The organism is Xanthomonas massiliensis, assembly GCF_900018785.1.
Lineage (GTDB): Bacteria > Pseudomonadota > Gammaproteobacteria > Xanthomonadales > Xanthomonadaceae > Xanthomonas_B > Xanthomonas_B massiliensis.
This window is the reverse complement of sequence record NZ_FCOY01000002.1, coordinates 122,111-138,330: the sequence shown is the minus strand read 5'-3', so window position 1 is coordinate 138,330 and position 16,220 is coordinate 122,111. Positions and strand designations below refer to the sequence as shown.

At 66.0% G+C, this 16,220-nt stretch carries 15 protein-coding genes and 1 pseudogene; 9 read left to right on the top strand and 7 right to left on the bottom strand.

Annotated features, from left to right (window positions below):
* Window positions 1–61: 61 nt before the first annotated feature.
* The 5 genes and pseudogenes from BN3794_RS00570 (at window position 62) to BN3794_RS00550 (ending at window position 4,236) form a co-directional block, all read left to right on the top strand.
* The gene (locus BN3794_RS00570) at window positions 62–388 is read left to right on the top strand and encodes a DUF4156 domain-containing protein (RefSeq protein ID WP_425476678.1); all 327 of its coding nucleotides are present in this window, start codon (window positions 62–64) and stop codon (window positions 386–388) included.
* 86 nt (window positions 389–474) lie between these two features.
* Complete coding sequence (locus tag BN3794_RS00565) at window positions 475–1,491, top strand: 3-oxoacyl-ACP synthase III (protein ID WP_066091764.1); 1,017 nt, start codon at window positions 475–477, stop codon at window positions 1,489–1,491.
* A gap of 106 nt (window positions 1,492–1,597) precedes the next feature.
* The gene (fic, locus tag BN3794_RS00560; RefSeq protein ID WP_066091761.1) at window positions 1,598–2,725 is read left to right on the top strand and encodes a protein adenylyltransferase Fic; all 1,128 of its coding nucleotides are present in this window, start codon (window positions 1,598–1,600) and stop codon (window positions 2,723–2,725) included.
* A gap of 218 nt (window positions 2,726–2,943) precedes the next feature.
* A pseudogene (locus tag BN3794_RS00555) lies at window positions 2,944–3,150 on the top strand (hypothetical protein); the annotation flags it as partial.
* A 162-nt stretch (window positions 3,151–3,312) separates the two neighbouring features.
* The gene (locus BN3794_RS00550) at window positions 3,313–4,236 is read left to right on the top strand and encodes an alpha/beta fold hydrolase (RefSeq protein WP_066091755.1); all 924 of its coding nucleotides are present in this window, start codon (window positions 3,313–3,315) and stop codon (window positions 4,234–4,236) included.
* A 115-nt stretch (window positions 4,237–4,351) separates the two neighbouring features.
* Here the strand turns inward: BN3794_RS00550 and BN3794_RS00545 are convergent, their stop codons facing one another.
* The 7 genes from BN3794_RS00545 to BN3794_RS00520 form a co-directional block, all read right to left on the bottom strand.
* The gene (locus tag BN3794_RS00545) at window positions 4,352–5,971 is read right to left on the bottom strand and encodes a type I restriction-modification system subunit M (protein ID WP_066091751.1); all 1,620 of its coding nucleotides are present in this window, start codon (window positions 5,969–5,971) and stop codon (window positions 4,352–4,354) included.
* Window positions 5,968–6,978 carry a virulence RhuM family protein gene (locus BN3794_RS00540; RefSeq protein WP_066091748.1) on the bottom strand — a complete coding sequence of 337 codons (1,011 nt, stop codon included), beginning with the start codon at window positions 6,976–6,978 and terminating at the stop codon, window positions 5,968–5,970. Before BN3794_RS00540 ends, BN3794_RS00545 begins: the two co-directional genes overlap by 4 nt.
* Window positions 6,975–8,246 carry a restriction endonuclease subunit S domain-containing protein gene (locus BN3794_RS00535; protein ID WP_201455240.1) on the bottom strand — a complete coding sequence of 424 codons (1,272 nt, stop codon included), beginning with the start codon at window positions 8,244–8,246 and terminating at the stop codon, window positions 6,975–6,977. The genes BN3794_RS00540 and BN3794_RS00535 overlap by 4 nt, the downstream gene beginning before the upstream one ends.
* Window positions 8,247–8,248: 2 nt before the next feature.
* Window positions 8,249–8,410, bottom strand: coding sequence for a hypothetical protein (locus BN3794_RS16555; protein WP_160330873.1), 162 nt, complete (start codon window positions 8,408–8,410; stop codon window positions 8,249–8,251).
* Entirely contained in the window at window positions 8,403–9,257 is an 855-nt protein-coding gene (gene dinD / locus BN3794_RS00530) for a DNA damage-inducible protein D (protein WP_066091742.1), read from the bottom strand. The genes BN3794_RS16555 and dinD overlap by 8 nt, the downstream gene beginning before the upstream one ends.
* Window positions 9,258–9,270: 13 nt before the next feature.
* Window positions 9,271–12,276: a type I restriction endonuclease subunit R gene (locus BN3794_RS00525; protein WP_066091739.1), complete on the bottom strand. Its 3,006-nt coding sequence runs from the start codon at window positions 12,274–12,276 to the stop codon at window positions 9,271–9,273.
* Between the two features lie 179 nt (window positions 12,277–12,455).
* Entirely contained in the window at window positions 12,456–12,884 is a 429-nt protein-coding gene (locus tag BN3794_RS00520) for a YkgJ family cysteine cluster protein (protein ID WP_066091737.1), read from the bottom strand.
* Window positions 12,885–13,040: 156 nt separating this feature from the next.
* Here BN3794_RS00520 and BN3794_RS00515 point away from each other — a divergent pair, with 156 nt between their 5' ends.
* The 4 genes from BN3794_RS00515 (at window position 13,041) to BN3794_RS00500 (ending at window position 16,208) form a co-directional block, all read left to right on the top strand.
* The gene (locus tag BN3794_RS00515; protein WP_066091734.1) at window positions 13,041–13,445 is read left to right on the top strand and encodes an OsmC family protein; all 405 of its coding nucleotides are present in this window, start codon (window positions 13,041–13,043) and stop codon (window positions 13,443–13,445) included.
* Between the two features lie 30 nt (window positions 13,446–13,475).
* Window positions 13,476–15,125, top strand: a complete 1,650-nt coding sequence (gene oleC / locus BN3794_RS00510; protein WP_066091731.1) for an olefin beta-lactone synthetase — start codon at window positions 13,476–13,478, stop codon at window positions 15,123–15,125.
* A gap of 292 nt (window positions 15,126–15,417) precedes the next feature.
* On the top strand, window positions 15,418–16,011 hold the full coding sequence (locus BN3794_RS00505) for a hypothetical protein (RefSeq protein WP_066091728.1): 594 nt from the start codon (window positions 15,418–15,420) through the stop codon (window positions 16,009–16,011).
* On the top strand, window positions 16,008–16,208 hold the full coding sequence (locus BN3794_RS00500) for a helix-turn-helix transcriptional regulator (protein ID WP_066091725.1): 201 nt from the start codon (window positions 16,008–16,010) through the stop codon (window positions 16,206–16,208). Before BN3794_RS00505 ends, BN3794_RS00500 begins: the two co-directional genes overlap by 4 nt.
* Window positions 16,209–16,220: the final 12 nt, after the last annotated feature.

Sequence of the window (16,220 nt, the reverse complement as noted above, 5' to 3'; positions counted from 1 at the left end):
TAACGCCCGTTCAGCCGGCTGCGGCACAATCGGCTCCTGTCGTCCTGCCGGAATCCCCCCGATGCGCCTGCGCCTGCCGCTTCTCGCCGTACTCCTCGCCGCGACCGCCAGCGCCTGCACCTGGGTGCCGATCGAGCCGGCGGGCAAGTCGGTGCGCGTGCTGCCGCCCGGCGCGGCGCCCTCCGGCTGCGTGGCGCGCGGCGAGGTGGTGGTCTCGGTCAAGAGCAAGGTCGGCTTCTACAACCGCAACGCCCTGCGCGTGCAGGACGAGCTGGAGACCCTGGCGCGCAACGAGGCCCCCAGCGCCGGGGCCAACGCGGTGCAGGCGCTGGCGCCGCCGGACGACGGCGAGCAGCGCTACTCGGCCTGGCAGTGCCCGCCGCGCTGATAGTGCGGCGCAAGGTCGTTAAAGATGCGCTAAAAGCCGCCAACCACTAGAATGCGGGATTCTTTCCGGCCTTCCGCGGCACAGCGATGCTCTTCGAGAATGTCTCCATTGCGGGACTGGCGCATGTCGATGCGCCCCATGTACTGACGACCCAGGAGATCAACGAGCGTCTGCGGCCCACCCTGCAGCGGCTGCGCATCCGCAAGGACATCGTCGGCGACATCGCCGGAGTGCACGCACGGCGCCTGTGGGGCGAGGGCGTGCAGGCCTCCGACGCGGCCACCCTGGCCGGGCGCAAGGCGCTGGCGGCTGCCGGCATCGATGCCGACCGGCTCGGCCTGCTGGTCAACACCTCGGTCAGCCGCGACTACCTGGAGCCGTCCACCGCCTCCATCGTCTCGGGCAACCTCAAGGTCGCCGAGCAGTGCATGACCTTCGACCTGGCCAATGCCTGCCTGGCCTTCATCAACGGCATGGACGTGGCCGCGCGGATGATCGAGCGCGGCGACATCGACTACGCGCTGGTGGTGGACGGGGAGACCGCCGACGAGGTCTACCGGCGCACCATCGAGCGCATGCTCGACCCGGACATCACCGCCTCGGAGATGCGCGCGGAGGTGGCCTCGCTGACGCTCGGCTGCGGCGCGGTGGCGATGGTGCTGGCGCAGCGCGAGCTGGTGCCGGACGCGCCGCGCTACAAGGGCGGCGTGACCCGGTCGGCCACCCAGTGGAACCACCTGTGCCGCGGCAACATCGACCGCATGGTCACCGACACCAAGAACCTGCTGCGCGAGGGCATCAAGCTCGCCCAGCACACCTTCGTGGCCGCGCGCTCGGCGATGGGCTGGGTAGTGGACGAACTGGACCATTTCGTCATCCACCAGGTCAGCCGCGCGCATACCGAGGCCTTCGTCGAGACCTTCCGCATCGACCCGGCCCGGGTGCCGACCATCTTCGGCGAATACGGCAACATCGGCCCGGCATCGGTACCGATCGTGCTCAGCAAGCTCAGCGATGCCGGTAAGCTGAAGAAGGGCGAGCGCATCGCCCTGATGGGGATCGGCTCGGGCCTGAACTGCTCGATGGCCGAGGTGGTGTGGTGACGTGTCGGCCCGGGCAAAGCCTGCCGGGCAAACGTGTTAAATAAATTGCATTTTTAGTACACGTTTTGGCGTCATGTTCGCTCTTGGAACATGAGACAGCACGATCATGGATGACGCCTCCAGGTTCATCCCGCAACAGCCCTATAACGACCTCCCGTCGCTTCCGCCCGCGGCGGATATCGAAACCAGGGACCTGTTGAAGGCCTGCATCACGGCCCGGACGGCCCTGGCGGAGCTGAAGCAGGCGACGGCGCTGCTGCCCAATCCAACGGTGCTGATCAACACCATTCCGATCCTGGAAGCGCAGGCCAGCTCGGAGATCGAGAACATCGTCACCACCACCGACGATCTGTTCCGTTACGCCGATGATCAGGACAAGGCCCGGCACCCGGCGACCAAAGAGGCGCTGCGTTACCGCAGCGCACTTTACGAAGGCTACCAATCGCTCAGGCAACGCCCCCTGTGCACGGAGACGGCGGTTGTCGTGTGCAGTCGCATCAAGGCGGTGCAGATGCAGATCCGGCGTGTGCCCGGCACGACATTGGCGAACGACCAGACACAGCAGATCATCCATACCCCGCCGGTCGGCGAGTCATTGCTGCGCGACAAGCTCGCCAACTGGGAACGCTTCATCCATGACCACACCGAGATCGATCCGCTGATCCGCATGGCGGTGGCGCATTACCAGTTCGAGGCGATCCACCCGTTCACCGATGGCAATGGCCGCACGGGGCGCGTGCTGAACCTGTTGCTGCTGATCGAGCAAGGGCTGCTGGATCTGCCGGTGCTGTATCTGTCGCGCTACATCATCCGGCACCGCGCCGACTACTACCGCCTGTTGCTTGAGGTCACGCGCCAGGGCAATTGGTCGGACTGGATTCATTACATGCTGGCGGCCATTGCCGAAACTGCAGCCTGGACCACCGCCAAGATCCAGGCGATCCGCGGACTGGAGGTCCAGGCGCGCGATTACATTCGCGAGCAGGCGCCCAAGACCTACAGCCGGGAACTGGTGGAGGTGATCTTCAATCAGCCGTATTGCCGCATCCAGAACGTGGTGGATGGCGTCGGCGTGACCCGGCAGACCGCCGCGCGTCACCTGAAAGAGCTGATGGAGATCGGGGTGCTGGCCGAACAGCGCCTGGGCAAGGAAAAATTGTTCCTGCACCCGGCATTCCTCCGCCTGCTGTCCAGTGACGATCACGGCCTGCCCGCCTATCGGCGACAGACCTGAGCAACGGATCCCAATCATGAGCACCAAGTACGACCATCGGGAGCGCGATGCACTGATCCGCCTGCTGCAGCGGCGCGACGCCGAGCGCCAGCTCGGGCTGGTGTGGGAGCGCGACGAGATCGAGGCAGATGCCGCCGGCGCTCCAGGGGGCGCTGGATATGCAGGGTGGCTCCGCGGTGCGTCCGATTTCATCGTTGCGGCAACGGGCCACGCCCGGGGGCATTGCGCTGCTGGAGATCAAGGGCGACCAGCTCTGGGGCAAGCCCAGCGAAGTCGACAAGGCCACTGCGGTGCATTGCGATTACGGTGCCGTGTTCATGGTCGGACGCCGTCGCGGCGAACGGGATTTCCAGCACCTGCGACCATTGCAGGGACGGCTGGAGACCGATGGCGGCTTCAGTGTGGACCGGTTGCGGCACGCCTGAGACGGTATCGCGCGATGGGATCGGGCGCGTAACTTTACAAACCAGGACGGTAAGCTTCTAATCCGCCGTCGAAATTCCACAGTCTCCAATGGCCCGTCCCCTGCCTGCTGCTCTTGAAGTCGCTTTCCCGGTGTGGCCGCCAGCCGTCGGGGGACATGCCAGATGACCCGCTTTCCCGGCTATCCCTCCGCCCCACGGCGCTTCGACGTGCGCCCGGGCATCGCCATGAGCTACCTGGACGAAGGCCCGCGCGGGGGCGAGGTCGTCGTCATGGTCCACGGCAATCCGTCGTGGAGCTACTACTGGCGCACGCTGGTCGCCGGCTTGAGCGACCGGTACCGCTGCATCGTGCCCGACCACGTCGGCATGGGCCTGTCGGACAAGCCCGACGATCGGCCCACGGCCAGGCCGCGCTACGACTACACCCTGCAATCGCGGGTCGACGACCTGGAGGCGCTGCTGCACCATGCCGGCGTCGACGACGCCACGCCGGTGACGCTGGCGGTGCACGACTGGGGCGGGATGATCGGTTTCGGCTGGGCGCTGAAGCACGCTGCCCAGGTCAAGCGGCTGGTGATCCTCAACACCGCTGCGTCCCCGATGCCGGCGGCCAAGGCGATGCCGTGGCAGATCGCGCTGGGGCGCGACTACTTCGTCGGCGAGCTGGTGATCCGCGGCTTCAACGCGTTCTCCGCCGGCGCCTCGTGGCTGGGCGTGCGCCGGCGCATGCCGGCCGGGGTGCGCCGCGCCTACGTGGCGCCGTACGACTCCTGGCGCAATCGCATCTCAACGGTGCGCTTCATGCAGGACATCCCGCTGGCGCCCGGCGATGCGGCCTGGCCGCTGCTGGAGGCGGCGGGCAAGGCGCTGCCGTCGTTCGCCGACCGCCCGGCCTTCATCGGCTGGGGGCTGAAGGACTTCGTGTTCGACCACCATTTCCTCGAACGCTTCCGCACCGACCTGCCGCAGGCCGAAGTGCACGCCTTCGACGATGCCGGCCACTACGTGCTGGAGGACAAGCACGAGGTGCTGGTACCAGCGATCCGCGCATTCCTGGACGCCCACCCGCTGCCGGGAGCAGGCTGAGCGCCGCACGTCACCTGCGCGGACCGAACTATCGTGACGGTGCCACCAGGGCCGGGACAGATTGGCTACAACAAGTCCAGCAACAGCACGATCAGGGCGCAGGCGATGATCCTCGTCAAGGCAACGGTGCCAGCCCCAGCTCCACCAGAAAAGCGTTGTGCTTCGCCTTGGCTGCCGCAAGCTCGCGCTCGATCTGCACCAGATCGCCGTGCACGGCGACCAGGTCGATCTCCGGCTCGGCCTCGGCGGTACTCACGTAGCGCGAGATGTTGAGGTTGTAGTCGTTGTCGATGATTTCCCGCATCGCTACCCGGCGGGAATAGCGCTCCTGCTCCGTGCGGTTCCGGTACGTCGACACGATCCGCTCGATGTCCGCCTCGCCCAGCTGGTTCTGCCGCTTGCCCTTGGTGAAGTGCTCGGCCGCGTTGATGAACAGCACATCGTCCGGCTTCTTGCACTTCTTCAGCACCAGGATGCACACCGGGATGCCAGTGGAATAGAACAGGTTGGCCGGCAGGCCGATCACCGTGTCGATGTTGCCGTCATCCAGCAGCTTGCGGCGGATGTCGGCCTCCTTGCCGCCACGGAACAGCACGCCGTGCGGCAGGATGATGGCCATCGTGCCGTCGTCCTTCAGGTAATGCAGGCCGTGCAGCAGAAAGGCGAAATCGGCCGCGCTCTTCGGTGCCACTCCATGGTTCCTGAAGCGCGGATCCTGGCTGGTCTCGTCCTTCGGCTCCCAGCGGTAACTGAAGGGCGGGTTGGCGACCACGGCGTCGAACCTGGGCTGTTTTGCCGGATTGGTCTCGCGCAGCCAGTCCCAGTCGTTCCTCAGCGTATCGCCGTGATGGATCTCGAACTCGGTGTCCTTCACCCCGTGCAGCAGCATGTTCATGCGCGCCAGGTTGTAGGTAGTGACGTTGTATTCCTGCCCGTAGATCTTGCCGATGCTGCCGCCGGCGGCCTTCATCCGCTGGCGGATGTTGAGCAGCAGCGAGCCGGAGCCGCAGGCGAAATCGAACACGCTGTCGAGTTTGGCGCGCGGCCCGGTGGCCGGCTCCTGGCTGTCCAGGGTGACGATGGCCGAAAGGATGTTGGAAATGGGCTGCGGCGTGTAGAACTCACCGGCCTTCTTGCCGCTGCCGGCGGCGAACTGGCCGATCAGGTACTCGTAGGCATCGCCCAGCGTGTCGGTGTCGGTGGAAAACAGCGCCATGCCGCGCGCGATCTCGCTGATCACCGCGCACAGCTTGGCGTTGCGGTCTGCGTACTTGCGGCCCAGCTTGTCCGAGGTGAGGTTGATCTCCGAGAACAGGCCCTGGAACTTGCTCTCGAAAGACTCCTCCTCGATGTACCTGAAGCCTTCCTGCAAGGTGTTCAACAGGTCATCGTTCTGCGTTTTCGCCAGATGGACGATGTGGCTCCACAGGAACTGCGGCCGGATGACGTAATGCGCCTTGCGCCGCATCTGCTGCTCGAACTGGGCGATGTCGTCGATGTTGTGCTCGTACCACACCGACAGCGGCGTCCTCCCGCCGTTGCCGATGGCGGCCGGGTCGGGATAATCCGGACCCAGCTCCTTCTTCGCCGCGGCCTCGTAGTTGTCCGACAGGTAGCGCAGGAACAGGAACGACAGCATGTAGTCGCGGAAGTCGTCCGCATTCATGCTGCCGCGCAGCTGATCGGCGATGGCCCACAGGGTTTTGCCGAGTTGCTTCTGGTCGTTTTCGGTCATGGTTTCAAACGTCGTTTGATCTTGTTTTCAATGGCAGCCAGTTCGGCCGCGTCGGCAGCATCGGCGGCGCGCGCCTCCTGCTGCTTGCGTTGTTCGTCGAAGGCGAGGTACCGCTCGCTGGCCGCGGCTTCCATCTGCTCGTGACTGATGGAGCCGGCGCTCTTCAGCAGCGGGAAGCCGTTGGACGCGATGATCTGGCCCACGTTCTCCATCCAGAAGCGCATGGGAATGGCCTGCCGGTTCTTGGCCCGCAGTTCCGCGGTTTCCAGGAAGATCACCACCAGCCGGTTGAGGGTGTCGATCTCATCGATGGTGAGGTAGTTCCTGGCGATCAGGATGTCCTGCTTGCGCACCCGCCCCCCGCTCCAGGCGCGCAGGCCGAAATGCGGATCATCGGGATTGGCGCGGGCCAGGATCAGCTCCGCTGCTGTCTGCCCGGTCACCGCGTACAGCAGCAGGTTCTGCACGGTGGCGAAGAAGGTCTGGGTGGCGCGGTCGGTCTTGTCGTAGTCCACGCTCAGCGCGAACAGGTCGCGCACCTTCTGGTAGAAGCGCTTCTCCGAGGCACGGATATCGCGGATGCGCGCCAGCATCTCGTCGAAGTAATCCGGCCGTCCATCCGGGTTCTTCAGGCGCTCGTCGTCCATGACGAAGCCCTTGAGCAGGTATTCCTTCAGCGCCGTACTGGCCCAGCGGCGGAACTGCACGCCGCGCGGGGAGCGCACCCGGTAGCCCACGGCCAGGGTGGCGTCGAGGTTGTACAGCGTGACCGGCCGGCGCACGGCGCGACCGCCCTCCTGCTGAACTACCGAGGATTCCTCGGTAGTTCGTTCAGGTTCCAACTCCTTGTCTGAAAAGATGTTTTTCAGATGCAGGCTGATGTTGTCGGCGGTGACGTCGAACAGTTCCGCCATCTCCGCCTGGGTCAGCCAGACGGTCTGGCCGTCGGCGCGCAGTTGGATGCGGCTCTTGCCGTCCTCGCTGGTGTAGAGGATCAGGCCGCTCATCCGGTGGCCGCCTCCGGCGCCGGGAACAGCTGCTGCATCAGGCCCTGCTTGTGGGTCTTGAGAGCGGCGAGCTGGTTGGTTTCGGCGGTGATTTGGGTATCGAGAGAGGCGAGGCAGTCGGCGATGCGTTGTTGCTCGCGTTTGTCGGTAGGAAAGACCACAATCGTTCGCCTTGCATTATCGATGGTGTAGGTGCCGACTGTCCCGATACCTGCCATCGTTGCGATCTGGCCCTGAACATACTCCGACTCAAATAAGCGCAATAGGAAATTACCCGTGAGCTCGGCTTGATCATTCTTCAGCCAGATAATGTTTCCGTCTTTGAAGTAGAACCGGTCGCCGGACTTGACCAGATACGGAATACCGATCGATCCAACCCCGGTAACTAGCAGCTGTCCACCTTCGATTTCACCCGTGTACCCTGAAAACTCTCTGTAAAGAGTCTCGCTGATAAAAAGCGGCGTGATGGGCTCGCCTTTTGCCAGCGCAACTATCTCTCGGGCGCGATAGAAGGGAACTCCCGTCGTCGTCCAGTCTGATTCGTGCACGCGCCTCGACGAACCAATTACCATTAACTCGCCGAGCGGTCGAGCAATCCACTCCGGCGCATCCCTGAACTCGGGAAAGCGGAGGCGGGGGCGGGTTTCGCCTTCGCGGGGGAACAGCTGCTGCATCAGGCCGCGCTTGTGCGCCTTCAACGCCTCCACCTTGCGCCCCTGCGCGGCAATCACCTCGTCCAGCGAGGTCAGGCAGTCGGAAATTTTTTGTTGTTCGTCTTTATCAAGTGGATACGCGATCTCGATGTGCTGAAAGCTCTCGTACTTAAGATTCAGCGTGTCTTTGACGAGACCTTGAGAATATTTCCGGAACTGGCCGACCAGCAATCCCGTTTTGAAGTAGTAAGAGAAGAATCGACCATTGGCTTTGCCGGTTGGCGCGCAAACGGTATATGCGGGGCTGATTAGACCTTCGATCCCCACGTACGCACTTCGGCCTTCCCACATTCGCATAGTGTTGTACGCGATATCGCCAGGAACAACTCGGAGATATTTAGACTTATCTGCGTTGGAGTTGTCCTTCCGGTTTGATTCTTCCTGCGGGATGATCCCCTCTTTATCCATCAGTGAAAGAAGCGGTAGATCAATAAAGCCAGACTCCGTTCGCTCTGAAAACAATTTCCCTAGAGGCGCGCGATTCCAGTCGCCTGCCTCCCGGAACTCCGGAAACCGCAACCTAGGCACCACCACCTTCGCATCCTGCTTGCCCATCGTCATTCCTCGTACGCCTTGAGCCCGGCGATCTCGCGCCCGCCGGCGCGCCTGTGCAGCAGCGGCAGCAGGTCGCGCATCAGCGCCAGTTCCTTCTGCGCGCGGGCCTTCCAGCCCAGTTCCAGCGGGGCCGGCAATACCCGGGACGACAGAGCATCACGCATCGTCGTCCTCCCCCAACCGGGAGGGCTTGCGCAGGCTTTTCCTTTCCTCTGCCGCCAATCGACGCTCGACCTTCTTCACGTCCTCTTCCGGCAGCAGGCTTTCGGGGCGGATTCCGCGATCCAGCAAGGTCTGGCGCACGGCCTGGTTATTGCTGACGTGCTCGCGGGAAATCTGGGGCTCGGTCTGCATGCCGTGGGTACGGGCGTTGTGGATGGTGATCTCGGTGGCGAAGTCTTTGGCCTTGAGGATGATGGTCGGCGCAAAGTCCGCCAGCGGGCGGCTGTCCGGCACCCTCCATTGGGCCTTCATGGCCTGTGTGCTTTTGCCGAACAGGGCGTTGTCGCCCTTGCTGCGGATCAGGGCAAAATCCCGGTTGCCACCAGTCTGCTCGTAGATGACGGAAGACAGCTCCTTCTCCGTATCGGTGAGCTTGCGCCGGGCCTGTACCCGCTCAGTTTCCAGCAGGCGCTGCTCGATCAGTTCGGCCCGCCGCGTCTGCATGGCGAAGTAGGTCTGGGCAAAGGCGATTTCCGGCTTGCGCGGATCGCCGTTCTGGGCAACGAGGTAGCAGGCGAAGCGGGTGAGCATCAGGTCGTCGATCTCGCGCGGGGCACCGGAGCCGATCTCGACCATTTTGTTGACGTCAACAAAATGGTCGGCGATGGAATGGCCGGACACCTCGCAGGCGGTCTTGGCCTTACCCACGATCTTCAGAAAATTGCGCCACTCCGTGTAGCCCAGCAAGTGTTGCAGGTCGCGGGCCAGCCAGTACTCCACGCCGTTTTCGGTACGCTGGGCGTGACCCTCGAAGGTGGTGGTCAGGGTCTGGATCTGTTGTGGTTCCATCGTCTTTCTCCCTTTACGGCTGATCCCACGCGGACAATCCCGAAATCTCGCGCCCGCCGGCGCGCCGGTCCAGCAGCGGCAGCAGGTCGCGCATCAGCGCCAGCTCCTTCTGCGCGCGGGCCTTCCAGCCCAGTTCCAGCGGGGCAAGCAGTTCGGTCAGTGCTTCGCCGTCGAAGATGCGGCGGGCGAGGATGGCCTCGACGAAGCCCTGCAGCGTGGCCACAGGCAGACCGTGTTTTTCCGACAGGGCGGCCATTTCCTTCGCGGCCTTGTCGGCCTTGAACTTTTCGTAGCCGGTGCGGATGGCGGCCTCGTCCAGGCCTTCGCCGGCCTTCAGCCCGCGCACGTAGTCGCTGATGTCCTCGCGCTCGTCCATGAACTTGGCATCGCTGGCGATCAGGCCGATCAGCTGCTCGCGGCTCATGCTGGCCTTGCTGCCGGGTGCCTTGGCCGAGTAGTCGGCGATCAGCTTCATGATGTAGTCGTAGTCGATGGTGCTGGAGGCGAACAGCACGAACTCGAAATCGAGCTGCTCCATTTCGTTCTTGGTCGCGGCATCCAGGTCGCCCGACTGCTTGCGGTCGGCACGCAGTTCCTCGGCCTTGCGCAGGTACTGCCCGCGGAAGCTGCGCAGTTCGTCCCCGGGCAGGATGGTCTCGATCTGCGCCTGTTGCTCGGCGGTGAGGTCGGTGTACTGGTCCAGCTGGGTCTGCAGTTTCTGCACGTCCTTGAAGTGCTTGACGAAGGCGACCTTCGCGGCGGTGCCCTTGAGATTGGCGATGTCGTCCGGCTTGCCGGTGAGCCCCTGCGAGGCCATGAAGGCATCCAGGCTGGCGCGCGCATCCTTCAGCTTGTCGATGACCACCGGTGCGGTATCCACCAGCCAGATCTCGCGTGCCTGGTCGGCCCTGGCGCCGGAGAACAGCGCGATGGCGGCATCCACTTCCTTCTGCTGGCCACGGAAGTCGAGGATGTTGCCGTAGGGCTTGGTGTCGTTGAGCACGCGGTTGGTGCGGGAGAACGCCTGGATCAGCCCGTGGTGGCGCAGGTTCTTGTCCACGTACAGGGTGTTGAGGTACTTGCTGTCGAAGCCGGTGAGCAGCATGTCCACCACGATCACGATATCCAGCTTCTCGCGGCCCTTGTGCGGCAGGTCGGCATTGGGGAACTGCTGGTTCTTGATGCGCTGCTGCACGTCCTGGTAATACGCATCGAACTCCTCGATGCGGTGATTGGTGCCGAAGCGCGCGTTGTAGTCAGTAATGATGTCCTTGAGCGCGGCCTTCTTGCCTTCCGGGTCGTGCCTGTTGTCTTCCTGCTCCTGCGGCAGGTCTTCCTGCAGCTGCCTGACGTCCGCACTGACGTCGGCCGGCGGCGAGAACACGGCGGCGATGTTCAGCGGTTGCCAGCCGGGATCGGCCTGTTGCTTCTCGGCCTGCGCCTGGGCGAACAGCCGCCAGTACTCGATGGCGTCGTTGATGGAGGCGGTGGCCAGCAGCGCATTGAAGCGGCGCCCGCCGGTGGCCGCATCGTGCTTGGCTAGGATGGCATCGACCACGGCGCGCTTGGCCAGCGTCTCGCCGGGCCTGGGCACCTGCTTGCCGTCGGGCCCGCCTTTTTCAGGTTTGTAGTACTCGACATGGAAGCGCAGGACGTTGCGGTCCTCGATGGCGTGGGTGATGGTGTATTCGTGCAGGGACTGCTGGAACAGGTCCTCGGTGGTCTTGAGGGTCTGCTCGTCGCCCTCGATGCGCTTGTAGCTGGCGTTGGCCTCGAAGATTGGCGTGCCGGTGAAACCGAACAGCTGTGCCCTGGGGAAAAAGGCCTTGATGGCCTGGTGGTTTTCGCCGAACTGGCTGCGGTGGCATTCGTCGAAGATGAAGGCGATGCGCGCCTCGCGCAGCGGTTCCAGCCGCTGGCGGTAGTCGGCACGGGCCGGATCCAGCGCGCGCCCGAGCTTCTGGATGGTGGTGACGATCACCTTGTCGGCGGCATCGTCGGAGACCAGCCGGCGCACCAGCGATTCGGTGTTGGTGTTCTCCTCGACGCAGCCCTGCTGGAAGCGGTTGAACTCCTCGCGCGTCTGGCGATCCAGATCCTTGCGATCCACCACGAACAGGCATTTGCTGATGGCCGGATTGGCCTTGAGCAGGGTGGAGGCCTTGAAGCTGGTCAGCGTCTTGCCGCTGCCGGTGGTGTGCCAGACGTAGCCGTTGCCGAGGTTCCTGTCGATGCACTCGACGATGTTCCTGACCGCGTAGATCTGGTACGGCCGCATCATCAGCAGCTTCTGCTCGCTGGCCACCAGCACCATGTAGCGGCTGATCATCTCGCCCAGCGTGCACTTGGCCAGGAAAGCATCGGCAAAGGCGTCGATGCCGCCGATCTTGGTGTTATCCGGCGCGGCGTACTGGTAGATGGGCAGGAAGCGCTCGTCGGCGTTGAAGGCGAAATGGCGCGCGTTGTTGTTGGCGAAGTAGTAGGTGGAATCGCGATTGCTGACGATGAACAGCTGGATGAAGCACAGCAGCGTCCGGGCATAGCCGTTGCCCGGGTCGTTCTTGTACTCGACGATCTGCTCGATGGCGCGACGCGGGTTGATGCCCAGCGTCTTCAGCTCGATCTGCACGGCGGGCACGCCGTTGATGAGCAGCAGCACGTCGTAGCGGTGATAGCTGTAGTCCGTGTTGATGCGGAACTGGCTGGCGACCTCGAAGTCGTTCTTGCACCAGTCGTTGATATTGACCAGCGTGTAGTTGAGCGGCGTGCCGTCGTCGCGGGTGAACGCGTTGCGGTGGCGCAGCGTGTGCGCGGCGGTGAATACGTCCGGCGTGACGATGTCGTCCAGCAGGCGCTTGAACTCGGCATCGGTCAGCTTGACGCGATTGAGCGCCTCGAATTTTTCGCGGAAGTTGCGTTCCAGCGCGGCGCGGTCGCGGATGTCCGGCCGCAGCGTGTACTTGAGCTGGCCGAGCTTCTCGATCAGCTCCTGCTCGATGGTGCTTTCCCTGACGCGCATGGATCTCGTTCCGAACAATGGCCGCCCTCTCCGGAAGGGCGAATATGGCGGAGAAGTCTACCTGTCGTTCATGTGGATCGGATCCTCTTTCGACTTCCGTAGGTCATGGCGCGGTTGTTTTTCGGCCACGTCCGTTTCCCATTCGTGCCGATTAGTGCAATACCTTGGTGCTGACGCCCTCACCCCATTTGGGGCGGCATTGACAAGGGTGGAGCTGTTGTGCCGTCGCCGTCGGGATGATGGGCATTGTCGGCGTTGTGGCCGCGCCAGCCCCAGTCGGCGGCGGTGAGCACGGGCAGGCCGTGGGCGAGGCGGGCCTTGTCGCATTGCGGGCTGGGCCGGCCGGATTCCCACGCCGCCTCCACCTCGCGGCACACCGAGGGGCGGTGCGGATGGATGGTGCAGCGGCTGTGGTGGCCGATGTCGGCCTCCAGCGCCACGCAGCGGACCGGCGCGGCATAGGTGCCGTGCATGCACAGGCGGTGGTCGTCGAGCTTGCCGGCCAGGGCCGCGGGCACCCCGCCGGGCGTGGCGGCGTCCGATTCCAGCCAGTGGAAGGCCACGCGGTAGGTCGCGCAGCAGGCGCCGCAGCTCAGGCAGGGATGCATGGGAAGACCGGGCGTTGTGCGGGGCGTCACGGGGCGGGAGTGCGGATTCTGTCGCAACCGTGGCCGCGCGCAAGGGGGCTTGACCCGGCGCCCACCGTCGTCGCGCTAGGCTGCGCGCAGGCGGCCGCCGTGGCCGCTCCACAACGAGGATCGCGCATGTCCAAGAGCACCGTCCGCGCCCGCATCGGCGCCACCGATTACCTGGTCGACCTGGAGGACGATGCCGGCCATGCCTGGTCGGCCGACGAGCCCATCGAGGCGGGCGGCGGCGGCACCGCGCCGACGCCGTACCACATGGTCCTGGCCGGGCTCGGTGCCTGCACCGCGATCACCCTGCGCATGTACGCCCGGCGCAAGCAATGGCCGCTGGAGACGGTGGACGTGGAGCTGGTGCTGCAGCCGGCGGGCGAGGCCGGCGGCATGACCGCGATCACGCGGCGCATCCAGCTCGGCGGCGCGCTCGACGAAGCCCAGCGCGAGCGCCTGCTCAAGGTCGCCAACGGCTGCCCGGTGCACAACCTGCTGGTCGGGCCGGTGGAGATCGATACCGCGCTGGGGTGAGCGGCGCGCGCCGGCGGCGATAATGGGCGGATGAGCGAACCCTGCAACATCGCCGCGGTGCTGCCGCGGCTGGCGCGCGAGCGCCCCGACCAGATCGCCATCCGCTGTCCCGGCAAGCCTGGGCCCGGCGGCATGGCGCGCTACGACGTCACCCTGAGCTACCGCGAACTGGATGCGCGCAGCGACGCCATCGCCGCCGGGCTGGCCGCCCACGGCATCGGCCGCGGCACCCGCACGGTGGTGATGGTGCGGCCCTCGCCGGAGTTCTTCCTGCTGATGTTCGCGCTGTTCAAGGCCGGCGCGGTGCCGGTGCTGGTCGATCCGGGCATCGACCGCCGCGCGCTGCGGCAATGCCTGGACGAGGCGCAGCCGCAGGCGTTCGTCGGCATTCCGCTGGCGCAGCTGGCGCGCCTGCTGCTGGGCTGGGCGAAGTCGGCGCGGCGCATCGTCACCGTCGGCCGCCGCTGGGGCTGGGGCGGGACCACGCTGGCGCGCATCGAGCATGACGGCCAGGGCGCCGGCGCGCAGCTGGCGGACACGCAGCCGGACGAGACGGCCGCGATCCTGTTCACCAGCGGCTCCACCGGCGTGCCCAAGGGCGTGGTCTACCGCCATCGCCATTTCGTCGGCCAGATCGGGTTGATGCATGCCGCCTTCGGTATCCAGCCCGGCGGGGTGGACCTGCCGACCTTCCCGCCGTTCGCGCTGTTCGACCCGGCACTCGGACTGACCAGCGTGATCCCGGACATGGACCCCACGCGCCCGGCGCAGGCCGACCCGCGCAAGCTGCACGACGCCATCGCCCGCTTCGGCGTGACCCAGCTGTTCGGTTCGCCGGCACTGATGCGGGTGCTGGTCGCGCACGGCCAGCCGTTGCCGACGGTCAGGCGCGTCACCTCGGCCGGCGCGCCGGTGCCGCCGGACACGGTGGCGAAGATCCGCGCGCTGCTGCCCGACGATGCGCAGTTCTGGACGCCCTACGGCGCCACCGAATGCCTGCCGGTGGCGGTGATCGAGGGCCGCGAGCTGCAGGCCACGCGCGCGGCCACCGAGGCCGGCGCCGGCACCTGCGTGGGCCGGCCGGTGCCGCCCAATCAGGTGCGCATCATCGCCGTGGACGACGCGCCGATCGCCGACTGGTCCGGCGTGCGCGTGCTGGCGGCCGGGCAGGTGGGCGAAATCACCGTGGCCGGGCCGACCGCCACCGACAGCTACTACAACCGCCCCCAGGCCACCGCCGCGGCCAAGATCCGCGAGGTGCTGGACGAGGGCGGCGAGCGCATCGTCCACCGCATGGGCGATGTCGGCTACTTCGACGACGACGGCCGGCTGTGGTTCTGCGGGCGCAAGACCCAGCGCGTGGAGACCGCCGCCGGGCCGCTGTACACCGAGCAGGTCGAGCCGGTGTTCAACACCGTGGCCGGGGTGCGCCGCACCGCGCTGGTGGGCGTGGGCGAGCGTGGCCGCCAGAGCGCGGTGCTGTGCTACGAGCTGCTGCCCGGCGCGCCGGCCCGCGCCGCCGCGCAGGTGGAGGCGCGGCTGCGCGCGCTGGCCGCGAGCACCCCCGCGCTGGCGGGTATCGCGCGGTTCCTGTGCCACCCCGGCTTCCCGGTGGACATCCGCCACAACGCCAAGATCGGGCGCGAGAAGCTGGCGGCGTGGGCGGCGCGGCGTATGTAAAGGACGCTTGACACGCGCGGATGGCCCCGGCATGCTGCCTGTCAAGCGAACTTGACAGGTGGGCGGCAATGGCAGCAGGCGATCGCACTCCGGGATGTCCGGTTCCCCTGCATAACGGCGGATCCGTTCCGTCGATCGGACGGAACGTCTTCCGCGCGCTTGCCGGGCGGGACCAGCGGACGCGGCGCGGCCCCTGCGGGCAGGCGCGGATCGTGCCGGCGCCGGGCCAGGCCGCCACGGCGCGGTGGCCGGTCCGCGGCCAGCCCTGCCGGTGCGGCGCGCGGGGGCGGCCATGATGCCGCTCAGCAAGCGCCGGCGGGTGGTGCTCGCCGCGGCGACGGGCGCGGTGCTGCTGGCCGGTTGGGCGCTGGCCCGGCTGCTGGGCCGACCCCTGGGCGACACCGCCGGCGGCCTGGTAGGCGGTCTCGGCGTGGGCGCGCTGGTCGCCGCCGTGATGCTGGCGCTGGCCCCGGGCGAACCGGGCGCCTGCGGCACGCCGGAGGTGGCGCGCCGCTACCGCCGCGAGATGGGGGCGGTGATGGGGGTCTACGTGGGGGTGATGCTGTTCTGGCGGCGCCTGCTGGGCCTGGTCGAGCTGCCGTGGCTGCGCGTGCTGGTCGCGCTGCTGCCGGCGCTGCTGGTGCTGCTGACCATCCGCGCCATGGTCCGCTACGTGCGCGATTCGGACGAGCTGCAGCGGCGTATCGAACTGGAATCGGTGGCCATCGCCGCCTGCATCGTCGGCGGGGCCTACATGACCGCCGGGTTCCTGCAGAGCGCGCGGGTGATCGATGTGCCCTCGCCGGTGGCGATGCTGTGGGTGTTCCCGTCGCTGTGCTTCGCCTACGGCATGGTCAAGCTGGTCATCGCGCGGCGCTACGCATGAAGAACCGGTTGCGCGAGCTGCGCGAGGCACGCGCCTGGTCGCAGGGCGAACTGGCCGCGCAACTGGGCGTGTCGCGGCAGACCGTCAATGCCATCGAGACCGGCAAGTACGATCCGAGCCTGCCGCTGGCGTTCCGCCTGGCGCGCCTGTTCGGCTTGGCGATCGAGCAGTTGTTCCTGGATGAAGACCACGATTGACAGGCGGCCGTG